The organism is Hymenobacter radiodurans (assembly GCF_004355185.1).
GTDB classification, from domain to species: Bacteria; Bacteroidota; Bacteroidia; order Cytophagales; family Hymenobacteraceae; genus Hymenobacter; species Hymenobacter radiodurans.
Genome location: NZ_CP037922.1, coordinates 338858 through 356648 on the forward strand (window position 1 = coordinate 338858; position 17791 = coordinate 356648).

Annotated in this window: 19 protein-coding genes and 1 pseudogene; 9 read left to right on the forward strand and 11 right to left on the reverse strand. The window is 54.6% G+C overall.

Going from position 1 to position 17791, the window contains the following annotated elements:
- Positions 1-61: 61 nt before the first annotated feature.
- Positions 62-1552 (reverse strand): ArnT family glycosyltransferase, encoded by a 1491-nt coding sequence (locus tag EPD59_RS02510; protein ID WP_133271411.1) that lies wholly within the window; start codon positions 1550-1552, stop codon positions 62-64.
- Between the two features lie 268 nt (positions 1553-1820).
- Between EPD59_RS02510 and EPD59_RS02515 the strand changes: the two genes are divergently transcribed.
- The 4 genes from EPD59_RS02515 (at position 1821) to ytxJ (ending at position 5069) form a co-directional block, all read left to right on the forward strand.
- A complete protein-coding gene (locus tag EPD59_RS02515) occupies positions 1821-3821 on the forward strand; it encodes an alpha-ketoacid dehydrogenase subunit alpha/beta (protein WP_133271412.1) in 2001 nt (666 codons plus the stop codon).
- Positions 3822-3986: 165 nt separating this feature from the next.
- Positions 3987-4268 (forward strand): hypothetical protein, encoded by a 282-nt coding sequence (locus tag EPD59_RS02520; protein ID WP_133271413.1) that lies wholly within the window; start codon positions 3987-3989, stop codon positions 4266-4268.
- Positions 4269-4392: 124 nt separating this feature from the next.
- Positions 4393-4728, forward strand: a complete 336-nt coding sequence (locus EPD59_RS02525) for a hypothetical protein (RefSeq protein WP_133271414.1) — start codon at positions 4393-4395, stop codon at positions 4726-4728.
- Positions 4725-5069, forward strand: a complete 345-nt coding sequence (gene ytxJ, locus EPD59_RS02530; protein ID WP_205703467.1) for a bacillithiol system redox-active protein YtxJ — start codon at positions 4725-4727, stop codon at positions 5067-5069. The genes EPD59_RS02525 and ytxJ overlap by 4 nt, the downstream gene beginning before the upstream one ends.
- 77 nt (positions 5070-5146) lie before the next feature.
- Here the strand turns inward: ytxJ and EPD59_RS02535 are convergent, their stop codons facing one another.
- Positions 5147-5551 (reverse strand): OsmC family protein, encoded by a 405-nt coding sequence (locus tag EPD59_RS02535; RefSeq protein ID WP_133271415.1) that lies wholly within the window; start codon positions 5549-5551, stop codon positions 5147-5149.
- Positions 5552-5658: 107 nt separating this feature from the next.
- Here EPD59_RS02535 and EPD59_RS02540 point away from each other — a divergent pair, with 107 nt between their 5' ends.
- The 3 genes from EPD59_RS02540 (at position 5659) to EPD59_RS02550 (ending at position 8053) form a co-directional block, all read left to right on the forward strand.
- Positions 5659-6453, forward strand: a complete 795-nt coding sequence (locus EPD59_RS02540; protein ID WP_133271416.1) for a hypothetical protein — start codon at positions 5659-5661, stop codon at positions 6451-6453.
- Between the two features lie 172 nt (positions 6454-6625).
- Positions 6626-7519 carry a lipoyl synthase gene (gene lipA, locus EPD59_RS02545; protein ID WP_394347235.1) on the forward strand — a complete coding sequence of 298 codons (894 nt, stop codon included), beginning with the start codon at positions 6626-6628 and terminating at the stop codon, positions 7517-7519.
- A 156-nt stretch (positions 7520-7675) separates the two neighbouring features.
- Positions 7676-8053 (forward strand): DUF805 domain-containing protein, encoded by a 378-nt coding sequence (locus EPD59_RS02550; RefSeq protein ID WP_133271417.1) that lies wholly within the window; start codon positions 7676-7678, stop codon positions 8051-8053.
- A 60-nt stretch (positions 8054-8113) separates the two neighbouring features.
- Here EPD59_RS02550 and EPD59_RS02555 read toward each other — a convergent pair whose 3' ends face one another.
- Positions 8114-8719: a DUF4136 domain-containing protein gene (locus tag EPD59_RS02555; RefSeq protein ID WP_133271418.1), complete on the reverse strand. Its 606-nt coding sequence runs from the start codon at positions 8717-8719 to the stop codon at positions 8114-8116.
- 220 nt (positions 8720-8939) lie between these two features.
- Between EPD59_RS02555 and EPD59_RS02560 the strand changes: the two genes are divergently transcribed.
- Positions 8940-9239, forward strand: a complete 300-nt coding sequence (locus EPD59_RS02560) for a hypothetical protein (protein ID WP_133271419.1) — start codon at positions 8940-8942, stop codon at positions 9237-9239.
- 72 nt (positions 9240-9311) lie between these two features.
- On the opposite strand, the pseudogene gcvP reads toward EPD59_RS02560, so the two are convergent.
- Positions 9312-12229, reverse strand: a pseudogene (gcvP, locus tag EPD59_RS02565) (aminomethyl-transferring glycine dehydrogenase).
- 177 nt (positions 12230-12406) lie between these two features.
- On the opposite strand from gcvP, the gene EPD59_RS02570 reads away from it, so the two are divergent.
- Complete coding sequence (locus tag EPD59_RS02570; RefSeq protein ID WP_133271420.1) at positions 12407-13621, forward strand: NAD(P)-dependent oxidoreductase; 1215 nt, start codon at positions 12407-12409, stop codon at positions 13619-13621.
- Between the two features lie 117 nt (positions 13622-13738).
- Here EPD59_RS02570 and EPD59_RS02575 read toward each other — a convergent pair whose 3' ends face one another.
- The 7 genes from EPD59_RS02575 to EPD59_RS22145 form a co-directional block, all read right to left on the reverse strand.
- A complete protein-coding gene (locus EPD59_RS02575) occupies positions 13739-14623 on the reverse strand; it encodes a DUF1206 domain-containing protein (protein WP_205703468.1) in 885 nt (294 codons plus the stop codon).
- A 2-nt stretch (positions 14624-14625) separates the two neighbouring features.
- Positions 14626-15207, reverse strand: coding sequence for a DNA-binding protein (locus tag EPD59_RS02580; protein ID WP_133271421.1), 582 nt, complete (start codon positions 15205-15207; stop codon positions 14626-14628).
- Between the two features lie 144 nt (positions 15208-15351).
- Complete coding sequence (locus EPD59_RS02585) at positions 15352-15555, reverse strand: CsbD family protein (protein ID WP_133271422.1); 204 nt, start codon at positions 15553-15555, stop codon at positions 15352-15354.
- An 80-nt stretch (positions 15556-15635) separates the two neighbouring features.
- A complete protein-coding gene (locus EPD59_RS02590) occupies positions 15636-16244 on the reverse strand; it encodes a hypothetical protein (RefSeq protein ID WP_133271423.1) in 609 nt (202 codons plus the stop codon).
- Positions 16245-16289: 45 nt separating this feature from the next.
- The gene (locus EPD59_RS02595) at positions 16290-16853 is read right to left on the reverse strand and encodes a hypothetical protein (protein ID WP_133271424.1); all 564 of its coding nucleotides are present in this window, start codon (positions 16851-16853) and stop codon (positions 16290-16292) included.
- Positions 16854-16942: 89 nt separating this feature from the next.
- Positions 16943-17404, reverse strand: a complete 462-nt coding sequence (locus tag EPD59_RS22140; RefSeq protein ID WP_240731588.1) for a hypothetical protein — start codon at positions 17402-17404, stop codon at positions 16943-16945.
- The gene (locus EPD59_RS22145) at positions 17404-17694 is read right to left on the reverse strand and encodes a hypothetical protein (protein ID WP_240731589.1); all 291 of its coding nucleotides are present in this window, start codon (positions 17692-17694) and stop codon (positions 17404-17406) included. Before EPD59_RS22145 ends, EPD59_RS22140 begins: the two co-directional genes overlap by 1 nt.
- Positions 17695-17791 lie beyond the last annotated feature (97 nt).

Consider the following 17791-nt stretch of genomic DNA (forward strand, 5'->3'; position numbering starts at 1 on the left):
TAGAGTCGAAGAGGTGGGTTAATAGCAAACCGTCAGTTAGGCTATTCGGTTCGGGCGGCTGTCAGCGGCGCGCCTCCAGCCGGAACGTTACGCAGGAGTCGGTGCGGAATAGAACGCGGGTTTGGTAGTACTGTTGCCATGGCCGCCAAGCTTTGGCTCCGCAAGCAACTACAATGCGGGGAGGAGTGGCCCAACCGACCTGCCAAGGCCCCACCCGCGTGATGCGGTGGCCATATTGCGTCGTGACGGCGGCCATATAAAATTCGGGGCTGTCATTAAAAATACCGTTGTCGCCCAACATGTACTCACGCAGGTGAGGAAGCTGCTTGGCCTGTGCCCGCAAATGACGACCGTATAGTAAGGACGAGTTACGCAGAGCCACATCGGTAGAGCGACGGATGAGCAATAGCTGAACGCCGTAGGGTAGGGCTGCTATCAGCAACACCGCCGCTAACCGAGCGGTGGGCGAAGGATAACGGTGGTAATGAGCCGCCACGGCACGCCCTGTCCATACCAAGCCACCAGCGGCCAGCAGAGCCAGCAATGGATAAATGGGCGCATCGTACCACAGAAGCTGGGTTTGGACTGCCGATATAACCAACAGAAACGCAACTGCGACACTACCTAGTACCCGACTTAGCCACCAGCCCCGACTGCGGCGCGGCATCCACCAGCCCAGCCCCATGCCTATCAGGGCTGCCACCAGCCACGCCTGAAACTTCGTTTCGGCCAGCTTGCTTAAGTACCAGTAAACCGGATGGCCGTGACCTTCCAGTGCCTCCCCAGCTGGCCCGCCTACCTCATACTGCCACACGCCAGCCAGATAGCCGGGCGCAATCAACTCACGCACGGCATACCAGGTAATTCCAGTACCTAAAATCAGCAAAAAAGCCCCCGAAGGAGAAAATTTGCGTAATCGGCGCAGCTGCCCTGTCAATAAGGTTGCTAGAATGATACCGGGCCCAAACAGCAGCCCCGCAATGCCTTTCGTCAAGACTGCCAACGCAAAGGCCGCACCTGTTCCCCAAGCATGGCGGGTACGGCCCGTAGCCAGATAGGCCAGCCAGCTGAGTGTGCCCAGCGTAGTCCACAGGGTGAGTAGGGCATCAAAGTCGCCGGTACGCGAAACGTGTAAGGTCACGTAGCCCTGCGTTGTCAACAGAATCAGGGCGGCCAATAGGCCCGCCCGCCAGCTCCCCAGCCATCGGCTGCCAGCAAAATATACCACCAGTACTGTGGCCAGCGCTGCTAGCGCCGAGGGCAAGCGCAGAGCTACTTCTGTGGGTCCTAATAGCTTAAAGCTGAGCGCCATGAGCCACGGAGCCAAGGGTGGTTTGCTGTTCCAGAGGTCGGGCTCGCCGCGGTGAGTGAGCACCAGCCAGTTGTTGCTCCGCAGCATCTCAAGGGCATTGAGACCGGTGCGCGACTCATCCCACTGTTGGGCGGGTAAGCTGCCCAGCAGCCAAAACAAGGGTAAAGCGGAAACGGCTAGCACCAGCAGGAGCCGAACCAGATGCTGCGTAAGGGTGGGAGCGGAGCGAGAGCGTGGCAAAAAGCGAATAGCTAATCCAGTGGTAGGGTTGAACTGGAAAGTTGGTGAAAAACCGGTAGTTGAAAATTTTATGGACTTTAAAGACAGTGGCGGGCCCTGCAAGCTCCAGTATGGCAGGATAACCTGCTTACTTGGCCTTATTGCATCACCGTTTCAACTCAAAAGGGGTGAACTCCGGACAAAGATAGGAGAGAGCAAGAGCAGGATAGCGTGCTCTTCTGCCCAAACCCGTACTTTTGAACCCCTATCATTCCCTCCCATTCTTCTCATGTCAGTAGCTATCCCCGCCCTTCAGTTCGACCGGAAAGAGTATACTCAAGAAGTACTATTGCACTTATACCAAGGCCTGTTGAAGCCCCGCCTTATTGAAGAAAAAATGCTCATCCTGCTGCGTCAGGGCAAAGTGAGCAAGTGGTTTTCGGGTATCGGGCAGGAGGCCATTTCGGTGGGTAGCACACTAGCGCTGGAAGCCGACGAGTATATTCTGCCCCTGCACCGCAATCTGGGCGTATTTACGGGCCGCAATGTACCGCTGGATCAGTTGTTTGCGCAGTGGCAAGGCAAGACCACCGGCTTCACGAAAGGTCGCGACCGTAGCTTTCACTTCGGTACCAACGAGCACCACATTGTGGGCATGATCAGCCACTTAGGTCCCCAGTTAGCCGTGGCCGACGGTATTGCGCTGGCCGATTTGCTCGATAAAAACCCGAAAGTAACGTTAGTGTACAGCGGCGACGGTGGAGCATCGGAGGGCGACTTCCATGAGGCGCTGAACGTAGCGGCAGTGTGGCAGTTGCCCGTCATTTTTATGATTGAAAACAACGGCTATGGCCTCAGTACGCCTAGTCGGGAGCAATTTCGGTTCGGCTCATTCGTGGACAAAGGCCCGGCATACGGCATGGAAGCGGTACAGGTAGATGGCAACAACGTGCTGGCCGTGTACGACACCGTGCGCCGCCTCGCTGAGGATATGCGTCAGAACCCCCGGCCCGTGCTGGTAGAGGCGCTGACCTTCCGTATGCGCGGGCACGAGGAAGCTTCGGGGACCAAATATGTCCCCCAGGAGCTGTTTGAAGAGTGGACCAAGAAAGACCCCGTGACTACCTATGAGCAGTGGTTGTTGCGTGAAGGTATTTTGGATGAAGAAGCCAAGATGCGCTTCCGCGAAACCATTAAGCGGGAAATAGAGGAAGGGCTGCGCGTGGCCGACGCCGTGCCCATGCCAACAGCCAACATAGCGGATGAAATAGCCGATATGTACCGTCCCTTCGAAGCGCCTGCCCACGAACCCGCCGAAAATGCCCCCCAGACCGACAAACGTTACGTGGACGCTATCAGCGACGCCCTGCGCCAGAGCATGGAGCGCTTCCCCGAGTTGGTGCTCATGGGCCAAGATATTGCCGACTACGGCGGCGTGTTTAAAATAACGGATGGCTTTGTGGCGCAGTTTGGCAAAGAGCGGGTGCGCAATACACCGCTGTGCGAGTCAGCCATTTTGGGCGCGGGCCTCGGACTATCTATCAAAAAGAAGAAAGCCATGGTGGAAATGCAGTTCGCTGATTTTGTGACCTGTGGCTTCAACCAAATTGTGAATAACCTGGCCAAAAGCCATTACCGCTGGGGTCAAAACGCCGATGTAGTGGTGCGCATGCCCACCGGCGCTGGTTCAGCAGCGGGACCGTTTCACTCCCAAAGCAATGAAGCTTGGTTTGTGCACACGCCGGGCCTGAAAGTTGTTTTTCCCAGCAACCCTTACGATGCTAAGGGCCTGCTGAACGCTGCCATTGAAGACCCAAACCCTATTATGTACTTCGAGCACAAACTGCTCTACCGTTCGGTAAGTGGGCCAGTGCCGGATGAGTATTACACGGTGCCTATTGGCAAAGCTAAGGTGGTGCGCGAAGGTGATACGCTCAGCATCATCACCTACGGTTTGGGGGTGCATTGGGCTACTCGACTCGCCGAAGAAATGGACCTTGATGCCGACATCTTGGACCTACGCACGCTGTTGCCTTGGGATGAAGAAGCCGTGCGCCAGACGGTGGAAAAAACTGGCCGGGTGCTGATACTCCACGAAGATACCCTCACGGGTGGTCTGGGGGGCGAAATTGCGGCCTGGATTGCCGAGCATTGCTTTGAACACCTCGACGGCCCTGTGCAGCGCGTCGCTTCTCTTGATACAGCCATTCCATTCTCGCCGCCACTGGAGCAGGCTTTCCTTCCGCAACAACGTTTGCGCGAGAGGGTAGAAAAGCTGCTCGCTTACTAGCGAATTCGTGAAGCTGAGGCCGCTAACATTCGGTTGACGGCCTCAGCTTCACGCAAGCTGCCTAAGCTTTTTGCGTTGGATTAATAATTGAGGAGAGATGGTCGAAGTTTGGCCGAGGCTGGTTGCTACGGCCGGATGATAGCGAGTATTCTTACGTATTTAGCCATGTTTACCCCTAGCTGCCGCTGGCTGTTTGTGCTTGTCGCTCTGACTTTTGCTACTGCCTGCCGGCCCTACCGCCTGCCGAGTCCAACAGCACCACCCCAGCCCAAAGCCACTACCAGTACGGGCGACAATGGTGGCGTAGCGCCAGTTACGGCGCTTAAAGGCCAACGCAACAGCTATGATAAAAATGGCTTGTTGAAAAAGAAGAAGTACGAGCGCCGCCGCATCAAGCGTAAAGTAGGGCAGCGAATGCTCTTTGGGCGGCCGCTGCCATTCCAGTAAGTTAGCTGTGAATTGCCTGACCAGCGCAACTTTACGTATAGTCAAATACTATTGAAAAGCCCTCAGTATTAGGATGTCCGGGGGGCAAATTTATCGAGTTCATACCCTACTACTCGTTACTCCCATGCGTTTTGCTATCCTGTTACTCGTCGGATTTGCGCTTAGCTGCTCCATCTCTACCGCTTCAGCCCAAACCGCTGATACCAGCCCGGCGCGGTTGCGGGCCGAGAATCGCAAAGCTTTACGTGAAGCCCGCAAGTATAAGTCCGAGTATAAAGAGTCGCATCTGGCCGTGAATCGGGACGACTTGCACCGCAGTCAGCCCCGGGCACTTCCGCAGGATGGCCGGGGCCGATTGCAATTCGATCATACCGGTACGGCGAAAGTAAGCGAACCATCCCGCGTGAATCTGCGTCTAGGAAAGAAGAAAAAACTCATTCAACCTTCCTCCGAATTATGATTCCTTGGCAACAGCTCACCCAAGCAGACCAACTGACTGACATTGCCCGCGAGTCGCACGAGCAGCCAGTTCTCATTTTCAAGCACAGTACTACCTGCTCTATCAGCGCGGCAGCGAAAAGCAAGCTAGAGCGTCAATGGGCCGATGCTGGCCTGGGTGATGCTAAAATTTATTACTTGGACTTGTTGCGCTTTCGCCCCATTTCCGGCGCCATCGCCGAAACGTTTGGTGTACGCCACGAGTCTCCTCAACTCCTGCTTATTCAGGATGGCGAGTGTAGCTACAATGCATCCCACATGGGTATTCGCCTCAGCGAGGTGAAAAGCCTACTCAGCGCCTAAGTTTACGAACCTAGTAACACAGTGCAGCCCGGCCGAAGCATTGCTTCGGCCGGGCTGCACTGTTTTGGGGGGCTTTTCTACTCGTAAGAGAAGTGAACCTGCTGGCGAATTTCCGGGTTCAGACTGAGCGCCACGGGGCAAGTACGCGCTGCGTTTTCGAGCACTGCACGGTCTTTCGCCGAAAGCGTAGCGGGCATCTGAAAATGAACATCGATCTGAGCTATACGGCGGGGCTCGCTCGCCATGTGCTTGGTTACGGAGAAGGTTGTGGAAGTGAGGTCGAGGCCGCTGCGGTCAGCCACAATTCCCATGATGGTCATCATGCAGCTGCCAAGCGCCGTGCTTACCAAATCGGTGGGTGAAAACCCCTCGCCCCGACCGTGGTTATCTAGGGGAGCATCAGTGAAAATAACGTTGCTGGAAGCACTGTGCGTGGCTTCGGTGCGTAATTGACCCGTATAGCGGGCGGTGGCGGTGCTCATAGTCAGATAGTAAGAAAGAGTGCAATACTTTGAGCGCAAATTTACGTACTTTCGGTGGGGCCGCTGTCAGGAGGCCAATTTCGTTTGAATTTCTCAGTTGTATAGCTGTGTTGCTACCCATACGACCTCTGTTTTTTTTCGGCATTGCCCTGCTGCTGTTGGGAGCTGGATCGGCTGCCCAGGCCCAGGATGCCACCCCCAACGAGACGCCTTCCTATCGGAAGGAGTTTACGTATGGTGTAAACTTTAACACCAGAGGCGGCCTGATTGGGGGCGTTAACGTGCGCTCTACCCGCGTGCTGAACGACAAATGGTCGCGCTTCTGGAGTATTGAGGGCGTAGAGGTAAAGCACCCCAAAGAGCAGCGCGTCGGCAACCAGTTTACGGGCGGAACTTATGTGCTGAACAAGTCGAACTACATGTTCGTGCTGCGGCCATCCTTTGGTGCTCAGCGCGTTATCTTTCGTAAAGCACCGGAGTCGGGTGTGCAGGTAAATGCGCTGGTTGGGGGCGGCCCATCGGTGGCTTTGCTGATGCCGTACAATATTTACTACGACTACACCGAGCGCGTTGGCGGCCGGCCCGCTGGGGCCGAGGACATTCGGACCGAGCAGTTTGACCCGGCCATACACGGTGAGTCCCAGTTCATTGTAGACAGAGCCCCACTATTCAGTGGCGCCAACAACGTGAAGCCATCTGCCGGTGTTCACTTGCGCGGCGCCCTCAGCTTTGAGTATGGCCGCTACCGCGACGCCGTGGCGGGTATCGAAACCGGATTTTTGTTTGAGTATTTCCCCAGCCGCCCTACTATCCTGCGCGCTACAGGCATCTCCGACGCGAAGCTCAACGAAACCTTCTTCCCATCTGTGTACCTCACTATCTATCTGGGGACTCGCGGCTAGAATTGGGTGTAAAAGCCCCCAGTATACCTGCCCTGTAGCGGCAACCACCGCGGTGGTCCGTTGCAGGGCATCTTTATTCCCTTCTCGTTTGTTATAGCGTCAGCTGCGCGGGCTGAGCCCAACATGCGGCTAACTCCTGCCTGACTCTTACCTTTGTAGTATGGACGAACTGTTGCTGACCTTACCTATTATTCAGCCCGAGCCGGCGGCCCCGGCCCGGCCACGCAAGCCTGACTGGCTGCGCGTAAAACTCCCCGTCGGCCCCGAGTATGCTAAAGTTCGTCGGCTTGTAGATGAGCATAAGCTGCATACCATTTGCGAAAGCGGCAATTGCCCCAATATGGGCGAGTGCTGGGGCGCTGGTACGGCCACCTTTATGATTCTGGGCAATGTGTGCACACGCTCTTGCTCGTTCTGCGCCGTGGCCACCGGTCGCCCCAATGAATATGACACCGACGAGCCCCGTCGCGTAGCCGAAGCCATTCAACTGATGGGCGTGAAGCATGCCGTAATCACCTCCGTGAACCGCGATGAGCTGAAAGACCGTGGAGCCAGCATTTGGCTGGAAACGGTGGTGCGCATAAAGCAGCTGTCGCCTACTACCACCATCGAAACGTTGATTCCGGACGTGAAAGCCAACTGGGAAGCATTGGATACCATGATTGCTGGCGGTCAGGAGGTAGTATCACACAATGTCGAAACTGTGGGCAGCTTGTACCGTTTGGTGCGCCCGCAGGCCAAATACGACCGCTCACTGGAGCAGATTCGTCGGACCAAGGCCGCTGGTAAGCGCACGAAATCGGGCATTATGCTGGGTTTGGGCGAAAAGAAGGAGGAGATGTATAAGGCCATGGACGACCTCGCCGCCAATGGTCTCGACATCCTGACCCTGGGCCAGTACCTCCAGCCTACAAAGCGCCACTTAGAAGTGGCCGAGTTTATTCACCCCGATCTGTTTGCTCACTACCGCGAGGAAGGTCTTGCGCGTGGCCTAAAGTATGTCGAGTCGGGGCCGCTGGTGCGCAGCAGCTACCACGCAGAACGCCATGTAAACGTGCCGATTTAAGTTTACCTGAGCAGCATCAAAGTAAAGGACTCGTCTATCAGAAATGGAGACGAGTCCTTTACTTTATCCCCATTTTGTAGCCGAGATATATTTAATAGTTTTGAATGTTAAGAATCTTATAAATCAATCCAGTACTGCAGCTTGAAGGAATTTTTTATGTTTCGTGGACGGCTGCGCCGTCGGGCTTTCTGGGGCAGAGTCGCTGCCCTCTACACTGGATTCCTGCTGACTTACGCCGGCCTTGATTGGTGGGTATATCACCAATCGGATAAGAAAGATTATGCGATGTTGGCGCTGGTATTTCTGCTTGTTGTAACTACGGCCTTGGTTGTTGTCCAGACTGTCAAACGCCTGCATGATACCAACCTGATAGGATGGTGGTGGCTGCTGGTAGTACCAATAATAGGAAATCTGTTTGGGGCTGGAATCCCGCTGGTAGACGGCACAGCCGGACCTAACCGCTTCGGCCCCGATCCTAAAAAGCGCCTTGCTTACAGCCCACCTGCCAACGCTGAAAATTTGCCCATTATATAAAAGCAAAAAGCCCCCCAGTAGTATACTGGGGGGCTTTTTTATAAAGAATAAAGAGGGAAATTAACGACGGGCGTTAGAATTGGTCCCTTCCTGGGGAGGATAATTCTCTAAAATGCCCCCCACAATGCGGTACACTTCCTCCTCAGAGATGGTGTTCTTATCTATCTGCGCTTGGCCCTGGCCGCGCCACGCCAATTCCTTGCGCTTAGCATCTACAAGGTCGATGATGACGGTGCCAGCTTTGTACTGAGTTACAGGCGAATATGGACCGCGGCCGTACATGCCATAGCCATAGTAAGGATAGCCATAGCCACCATAATAAGGCGAAACCTGTTGCTTATCCTCTACTTTGGCGTTGTAAGCAACGTACAAATCGGGGCTTTGCTCGGCGTAGGTAAGGCCTTTTTTCTTCATTTCGGTTTCTACCGCGGCCCGCATACGCTTGTCGAGGAAGGACTCGTAGCCACGGGCCGGACCGCCCTCAGCATCAGCGGTTTGCTGCGGATACCACGACCACGTTTTGAAGGTGCGGAAATTAACTGAGTGGTCGTAGTCGGAAGTGACGCCTACCCGAGCAGAAGAGCAACTGGTAGCGCCCAATAACAGTGATAAGCCTACGGCTACCAAAGTAACCGGACGGCGGAATAAACTTGTGAATGCGTTCATATACGTTGGCGAAGAGTTGAGTGAAAGAGCTACGCGCACTGCGGGACTAACGTAAAGTGAGCCCCTCAAAGTACGTGCTTAACTCTGGCTATACAACGCCGCGGTGGGGGGCAATGTTCCAAATATGGAGGTCTGCAAAATGAGTAAAAGCAAATTTTTTCAGGGAAAAAACCTTGATCAACTTGAAATTTCTATATCTTCCCAAACTTAAACCTGACCTATGCACAAACTCTACCCTTGCCTGTTTGGCCTCGCTTTACTTGCTTCCTGCAGCGCCGTCCGCGACGATTCCTTTAGCTCTTCGCGGAGCAACAAAAAACCAGTAGCTCATAACACGGTCGTGGAATGCATTCTCTACGATGGCATGACCAAAGAATCCACTCAGCTCACCAATCTCGGCGTAAACACCCAAGTACAAGTGCTCGACACGGTTGACGCATACTTTGTCCGGGCCCGCGTGACGGAGAATGGGAAGGTGCTCAATGGCTACCTCTACCGTACCTGCTTTTCCCAGCGCTAGCAAGTAGCCAACTAGTCACAAAAAAGCCCCCACGCCGAGCGTGGGGGGCTTTTTCTTTAATTATGAGACTGCTTAGTACGAAGGACCACGGTCGGTTTCAACCAACTTCTCCTCAGCATCTACATACTCCTCAATGGGCGTGCAGGCGCAGATAAGATTCCGGTCGCCAAACGCGGAGTCGATGCGGCTGACGGCAGGCCAGAACTTGGCGGCGCGTACATACTCGATAGGGTAAGCCGCCTGCTCGCGGGTGTAAGGGCGCGTCCACTCATTGGCCATGATGGTAGCGGCGGTGTGCGGTGCGTGCTTGAGCAGGTTGTCCTTGGCATCAGCGCGACCTTCTTCCACTGCCCGAATCTCATGACGAATCTTAATCATGGCGTCGCAGAAGCGGTCGAGCTCCTCTTTGCTTTCGCTTTCGGTGGGCTCCACCATCAGCGTGCCAGCCACGGGGAACGACACGGTAGGCGCGTGGTAGCCATAGTCCATCAAGCGCTTGGCAATGTCTTCTACCTCAATACCAGCCTTCTTGAAGTGGCGGCACTCCAGAATCATCTCGTGGGCGCAACGGCCTTTCTCCCCCACGTACAGCACTGGGTAGTGCTCTTCCAGGCGAGCCTTGATATAGTTGGCGTTCAGAATAGCGATGCGCGTAGCCTGCGTCAACCCTTCACCGCCCATCATAGAGATGTAAGCATAGGAAATAGGCAGAATGCTGGCTGAGCCCCACGGAGCAGAAGAAACGGCGCCCGTAGCTTTCTCGTGGCCAACTTCTATCACCACGTGACCGGGCAGGTAAGGCGCCAGATCAGCAACTACGCCAATCGGACCCACGCCAGGACCACCGCCACCGTGAGGAATGCAGAAGGTCTTGTGTAAGTTGAGGTGGCATACATCGGCGCCAATGGTGGCAGGCGACGTGAGGCCTACTTGGGCGTTCATGTTGGCGCCGTCCATGTACACACGGCCACCGTGCTGATGAATAGTGCGGCAGATGTCGATGATGGTTTCCTCATACACGCCGTGCGTACTCGGGTAGGTCACCATCAGGCAGGAAAGATTGGCAGCGTGCTGCTCCGCTTTCTGCTTCAAGTCAGCTACATCGATGCTGCCATGGTCGTCGCTTTTTACCACCACTACCTGCATGCCAGCCATTACGGCCGAAGCGGGGTTGGTGCCGTGGGCCGAAGCCGGAATCAACGCAATGTTGCGGTGGCCTTCGCCCCGACCTTCGTGGTAAGCGCGAATAACCAGCAGGCCAGCGTACTCGCCCTGTGCGCCGGAGTTAGGCTGCAAGCTAACGGCGGCAAAGCCAGTTACCTCGCACAGCCACGCTTCTAGCTCTTCGAAAATCTGCTTGTAGCCTTGCGCTTGCTCGCGGGGAGCAAAAGGGTGAAGGCTACCGATTTCGGGCCACGTCACCGGAATCATTTCAGCGGTAGCGTTGAGCTTCATGGTGCACGAACCCAGCGGAATCATGGAGTGAGCTAGGCTCAAATCCTTGTTCTCAAGCTGCTTCATGTAGCGCAGCATCTCGTGCTCGGAGTGGTGCGTGTTGAAGATGGGGTGAGTGAGGTAGTCGCTGGTGCGCACCAAACCTTCGGGCCAAGTCAGCTCTACGTCGGCAGGCATTTCAACTGCGCCGGCTTCTTTGCCCAGCACTTTAGCGAATACGCTTACGATATCGGCTACGTCTGACGCTTCGGTGTTTTGGTGCAGCGAAATACCTACGCGTACTTCATCGAAGTAGCGGAAGTTCAGGCCAGCGGCTTCAGCTTCGCGCTTCACGGCTTGCTGTAGTTCCTTGCTTTCCAAACGCAGGTTGAGCGCATCAAAGTAGAACTCATTGCTTTGCTCCACGCCCAAAGCTGTCAGCGCTTTCTCCAATGTTTGGGTTAAGGCGTGAATGTTCGTGGCAAACTGACGAATGCGCTCCGGCCCGTGATATACAGCGTACATACCAGCCAATACCGACAGCAGTACCTGCGCCGTGCAGATGTTACTCGTGGCTTTCTCACGGCGAATGTGCTGCTCGCGAGTTTGCAGCGCCATGCGCAGCGCTTTGTTGCCGGCCGCGTCGATGCTTTGACCGATCAGGCGACCCGGAATAACGCGCTTAAACTGGTCTTTGGTAGCGAAGAAACCAGCGTGCGGGCCGCCGTAGCCCATCGGTACACCGAAGCGCTGGGAGTTACCCACGCACACATCGGCGCCCATTTCGCCGGGCGACTTCAGCAGCGTCAGCGCCATCAGATCGGCTGCTACGGTTACGAAGAGGCCGCTGGCGTGGGCTTGGGTGATGAAATCGGTGTAGTCGAATACCTGGCCGTCGGCGGCTGGGTACTGAAGCATAGCGCCAAACAGCGCCTCATCGGAAAGATCGGCGGTACGGTGGTCACCAATTACCAACTCAATGTTGAGCGGCGTAGCGCGGGTACGCAATACATCGATGGTCTGAGGTAATACCAGCTCCGAGACGAAGAACTTCGTGGTGTTCTTTTTCTTGGTCTGGCTATGAAACATGTTCATGGCCTCGGCGGCAGCCGTGCCTTCGTCGAGCAAGCTGGCGTTGGCAATTTCGAGGCCGGTGAGGTCAATTATCATCGTCTGATAATTGAGCAAAGCTTCTAAACGACCTTGGGCAATTTCCGCTTGGTAGGGCGTATAGGCGGTGTACCAGCCGGGGTTTTCGAGAATATTGCGCTGGATAACGGGGGCAGCTGGGTATCGTGGTAGCCCAGGCCGATGTAGTTTTTATAGATTTTATTCTGACCAGCTATCTGCTTAAACTTCGCCAGAAAAGCCCGCTCGGTGAGGGCGGCCGGCAAGTTCAGAGGCCGCGGGAGGCGGATGGCCGCCGGCACGGTTTCGTCGATAAGCTGATCGAGGGATTCCACGCCAATGGTGCGCAGCATTTGGGCTACAGCAACTTCGTCGGGGCCGTTGTGACGGTCCACAAACACATCAGCGGGCTTGGTTTTCAGCAACATAAAGAGAAGATAGAGGTGACGAGAAGATGTGGCTGCACAGGCAGCCGAACCTTTAACAAAGGTAAGGCGAAAACCTCTCCGGACGATAGGATTATTAGGCTGATGGCGGTGGTAGCGCCTATACGCCAAAATATTTAACCAGATTTGCCCCCCAACCCACCCAATCCGTTTTCTCAAATGCGCCCCTTAACCATTGGTATCATTCGCGAAGGAAAAACGCTCCCCGACCTGCGCGTGACGCTCACCCCCAAAAAATGCGTGGAGGCCGAAACGCTATTTCCCGGCCTACGCATTGTGGTGCAAGAATCCTCCGTGCGCAGCTTTAAAGACCAGGAGTACCGCGACTTAGGTATTGAAGTTCGCCCGGAAGTGTCGGACTGCGACATACTGCTAGGGGTGAAAGAGGTGCCACCCGACAAGCTCATTCCGAACAAAACCTATATGTTTTTCTCGCACACCGTGAAGAAGCAGCCGGCCAACCGGGAGCTGTTGCAGCAGGTCTTAAAGAAGAATATCACGCTGATTGACTATGAGTTACTGACCAATGAGCAAGGTGAGCGAATCGTGGCTTTTGGGCGCTGGGCCGGTATTGTGGGCGCTTATAACGGACTGCTGACGTATGGGCGCAAGCACAACTTGTATGAACTGAAACCGGCCTACCAATGCATCGACATGGAGGATATGCAGGAGGAGTTCTTCAAAGTCAAAAAATTGCCCCCCATCAAGATGGCCGTGACGGGGTCGGGGCGGGTGGCGCAGGGCGCGGTGGAGGTGCTCGACAAAATGGGGATCCGACGGGTGAGTGTTTACGATTATCTGTACCTGGATTTCCACGAGCCCGTGTATACCCAGCTTAGAAGCAGCGACTACAACCGCCGCCGCGACGGCCGCGTGTGGGATACGCCCGATTTTCACCGCAATCCGCAGGAGTACGAATCTACGTTTGGGGCTTTTCTGCATGTTACTGATTTGCTGCTAGCCTGTGCCTACTGGCACCCAGCGGCGCCTAAGCTGTTCAGCGAAGCGGACACGCAACGACCAGATTTTCGCATCAATACCATCGCCGATATCACTTGCGACGTGAATGGCTCCGTTCCTACTACCAAGCGGAGCACCAGCATTCAGGATCCGGCCTTTGACTACAATCCGCAGACCGGCGAGTTGGAGTCGCCCTACTCCAGTCCTACCAATATCACGGTGATGGCCGTGGATAACCTTCCCTGCGAGCTACCCCGCAACGCCAGCCGCGACTTCGGCCGGCAGCTGCTAGACAATGTGTTTCCGTATTTAGTGAGCGACAAACCCGAGCCGATTATCGAGCGGGCTACCATCGCGGCGGGGGGCAAATTGACGGAACGCTACGCGTATCTGGCTGATTACGTGGCCGACTAGAAAAGTCATTATCAATCTGCCATAAAAAGGCCCTTCTCCCATTCAATAACATGCTTCAATGGGAGAAGGGCCTTTTTATGGCAGATTGATAATCAGAAAAGCGCTTACAGGGATGAGTTATACGCCGCGCAGCACGGGGTATTTAGCCTGCACCAGCATATACACACCATAGGCCATCAGACCCAAGGCGACAATGGCGAGTACAACGGGGCCCATGCTGGCCAGCAAGTCGAAGGCGCCTTCAGTACCCTGAGCTTTGCCTGAGTTAGACTGCATGGCGGCCTGCAGGAGGAAATAGCCGATAATTGCCATTACAATACCCCGAGCCGTGTAGCCAATCTGGCCCGTGCGAAATACGATCTTCTGTTGGTCGGCGGGAAGGCTGCTGCTATTCACATGCTTGGCAAACTTGCCCGAGTAGGCCCGGTAAATCTGGTACAGGCCTGCCCCAATAACACCTAGCGCAACGGCGCCGACCAGCCACTGACCATACGGCTGGTCCAATATTTTTGCCACTATCGACTGTTGGGTGCTGCCTCCACCATTGTCGGCGGCCCCGCCGCTGAATGCAGCCCGGCCCGCCGTATAGGCAATACCGGTATAAAGCAATCCACTGCCTGCATAGCCTAATCTGCGAGCCAGACCCTTGGCGTCGGAGCCCTTATCTTCCGTATCGCGAAAGGCCTGCACTAAGCGCCAGATAACGTAGCCTAGCAAGCCGAAAGCAACCAAGCCTAGGAGAAACCGACCAAAGGGCAGATCCTGAATGGTTTGCAGGGCCTGCTCCTTATCAGCTGTTTTGCCCCCCTGCGTACCCGTAGCGGCCATTACCGCAAGGGTACCCAACACAATATACACGACGCCTTTGGCTGCAAAGCCAAATCGGGCCAATGCTTTGATGCCCGACGAGGGGAGTGAGGTAGAGAAGAAGTGAGTGAGGAAGTTGACATAGCTGGAAAGTAGAAAAAGAGCGGAAAGAAAGAACCAGGTGGAAACGGGCAACCCTAAGCACTCATCGAGTATATCGTGGGCCCTCCCAGCAAACCTTCAGGTTGGTACAACTCGGCTCCGGCACGAAACAGGGGTTCGTTTTCGGCTAAGTCGAGGGTGAAGATTGGCTTGCCATCCAGGGCGCCGCTAAGAAATAAGCGCTCCAAATTGCCCCCCGCTGCCATGTACGGAATAAAGAATTGATCGGCCAATTCTGCAATCAGCAAATTGCGGATGTCAGCGGTTTCCTGAGTTATAGTAGTCAGTTCTTCTTCGAAGGGAGTGAGAAACAGCAGCCGGTCTGCCGCTAGCTCTGCTTCATATTCCAGCCCCATATTCGTCCGCATACCTCGGCCGAGGGCATACACGATGGGTTGCTGCTCACCTTGCAGCAGATAGCGAAATACAGTTTGCTCCAGCAAGGAGTGAAAGCCGGACAGTACACAATGACTGTTCGTTCGTTGCTCCACAGCCCACAGACAAGTGGGATGCTCAATGTAGCCGGGATAGTTGCGGGAGCAAAGAAAAGCGGTCTTTGGAAGGGTCAGCAGGTCGAGGTTTCCCAAGGTGTGCAACTCTTCCGGGGCAATATTCATACGCGGAAGACTAGAGAAAACTGGCGGCTAAAAGCCTTACAGTCAAAATGAAAGCACTGCGTAGCTGCGGAGAATAACAAAAGCTCCGCACTAGCTAGCTACAGCTGGTACGGAGCTTTTGTTATTAAAGGTCAACCGTGGGGGTTAAAAATTACGGCTAAACCAAGATTTTATTTCGTCGGCTGTCTTGCCCGCTTTCTGCTGCAGCTCGCCCAGCCATTCATCTTGCTTGCCTTCCTGATACTCCATATCATCGTCGGTGAGGTTGGCGTGCTCCTGCCGAAACTTACCTTTTACTTCATTCCAGTTGCCGCGGGCACGCCATTCGGTGCTTTTGTCAATATCCATTGTCGTAGGGCTTAAGGGTGGAAATGAACTACTTACCATCTAGCTTACGCCTACTGCGCTGTAAAGTTGAGCTTAGGCCATTAGAAATGGGTGGTATTGGCCAGCGCAATGGTAATCCATATGGCCGCCCCGCTTATTAGCCCAACTCCAAAGCCAGCTGCTGCATTACCCAGCTTTTTTCGTTGCGCTTGCTTCTCGTAGCCACGTGCATAGTTTGGGTCATTCAGCAGAGTCTTGTCTGGCACGATAAGATTCTTGTCGTTGGGTGGTGAAGCAGCAATAGCAGCTCCAGCAGCCACACCTCCAAGCCCGCCGAGTACCGGAATGCTTACGGCAGTGGCACCGAAAGTACCCCAAAAAGCGCCTGGGGCTTTAAAATGCTTCCGGGCGTCTTCACGGCCCTGCGTGGTCATCTCTTCTGGTGTGCGCCCCAACACCGACGCCGACTCTGGTTTGCTTATAAGCTCTTTAGTGCCATTAGCATACCGAATCAAGAAAACCTCGGCAGCCGGCATAAACAACGTGTCCGAACTTGGTGGCTCAGTGCTAGGGACATAAGATATCTCGGTAGGCGTAATGGCCAGCACGTGCGCCTTTATTTCATCGCCATTGCGACGCAGGATTGTGTCTTGGGCTTGCGCGCACAATGCGCTGCAGAGTAGTAAGTACGTGAGTAGAAAAAGACGCATATGAATAGCACGCTATAAGATGAGAGAAGTTGATAAGTGTTGAAATCAATACGCGTTAAACAGGGCAGCTATAATGGCAACGGTTGCTACCGCTCCCGCAGCTATTCCTACGCCAAAGCCACCGGCTGCTTTGCCTAGCTTCTGCCGTTGGGCTTGCTTTTGATACCCACTCACATAGTTTGGGTCATTCAGTAATGCCTGATCAGGTACAATCATATTGTGGCGTTTGGGTGGGGTAGCAGCAATGGCGGCGCCCGTCGCTATACCGCCTAGCCCATACGCTGGCGTACTTAAGAACGTAGCTCCGGCAGTACCCCAGAAAACGCCTGTGGCTTTAAAATACCTTCGCGCATCTTCTCTTCCTAAGTCATTCATTTGCTGCGGAGTGCGTTCCACTCCAGACGAAGGGGTAGTAGTTGCGGCAGTCACAATTTCCTTAGTACCGTTGGCATAGCGAATCAGAAATACCTCGGTTGCAAGCAGATGTAGCGTGTCGGTGATAGGGGGCTCGGTGGTGGGTACGTAGGCTATTTGAGTAGGCGTGATAGCCAGCACTCGAGCCTTCACCTCGTCGCCGTTGGTGCGGAGAATAGTGTCTTGGGCATGCACGCTTACTGTGACGCAAAAGAGAACGCAGCTAAGTAGAAAACAGCGCATGTTGGTAGTTATCAAGTGGTGAGGTAGAAAGAAGCATGCGCTTAGCGCCGACGTGAATTAAAGCCGACCAGCAAGCTAAACCGGGCCCCTCCATTGCCGGGTACCACCGCGAAGTTCACCGGGAAGTTGATGCCATTTGAGCGAAAAGAGGTGCCGATAGCCAGCGCTACATTGGCGCTCACCGGTGTCAGATTTGGGCCCAATCCAAACTCAAACCCTTTTGGCCCCCTGATACCAACCAACGCATTGATACTCGGAATAAACTTGCCTTGCTCTAAGCCACCTATCAACGGCACTATTTCCAGCAGGCCCGCCGTGCCGTTGGGCATCCGGAAGATGCGGGTTTCAAACTGCCAGCCAAATTGGGTAATAAAAGGGTTCAAATTGCGCAGATAACTGCCCTCGCGTGCTTTATCCAGCACGCCTTGCGATAGGATGGTAAACCCAATACGCGGGCCATTCAAATGCACTTCCTCGTAGGCCGACGCTTCATCGCCGGGCACTACGGGGCCGGGCGCTGGGGGCGAGCCAGCAATAATCCGGGGGCATTTTGGTTGGGTCCCAGTACTTCTTTGGTGCCGTTGGCGTAGCGAATCATGAATACATCGGAGCGACGCACGGTGATAAGCGGACCGTCGGGGTTGTCGGTGCGCTTGTAGCGCACTTCGGTAGGGGTTAGCTCCAGAACTTTGACCTGAAGCTCCTCACCATTTTGCTTAGTCAGTAGGTCTTGGGCCTGCCCCGAAATGACCGTCATAGCCAGCACCAACAGAGAAAGTAGAAAGCGTTTCATATAAATAGGCGGTGAAGTGAAATCCTGTCCGAAGGTGCCTACTTACCAGCTGAAAACACGAACCAATTTTTGCGATTATCAGACTTTTGAAACACTT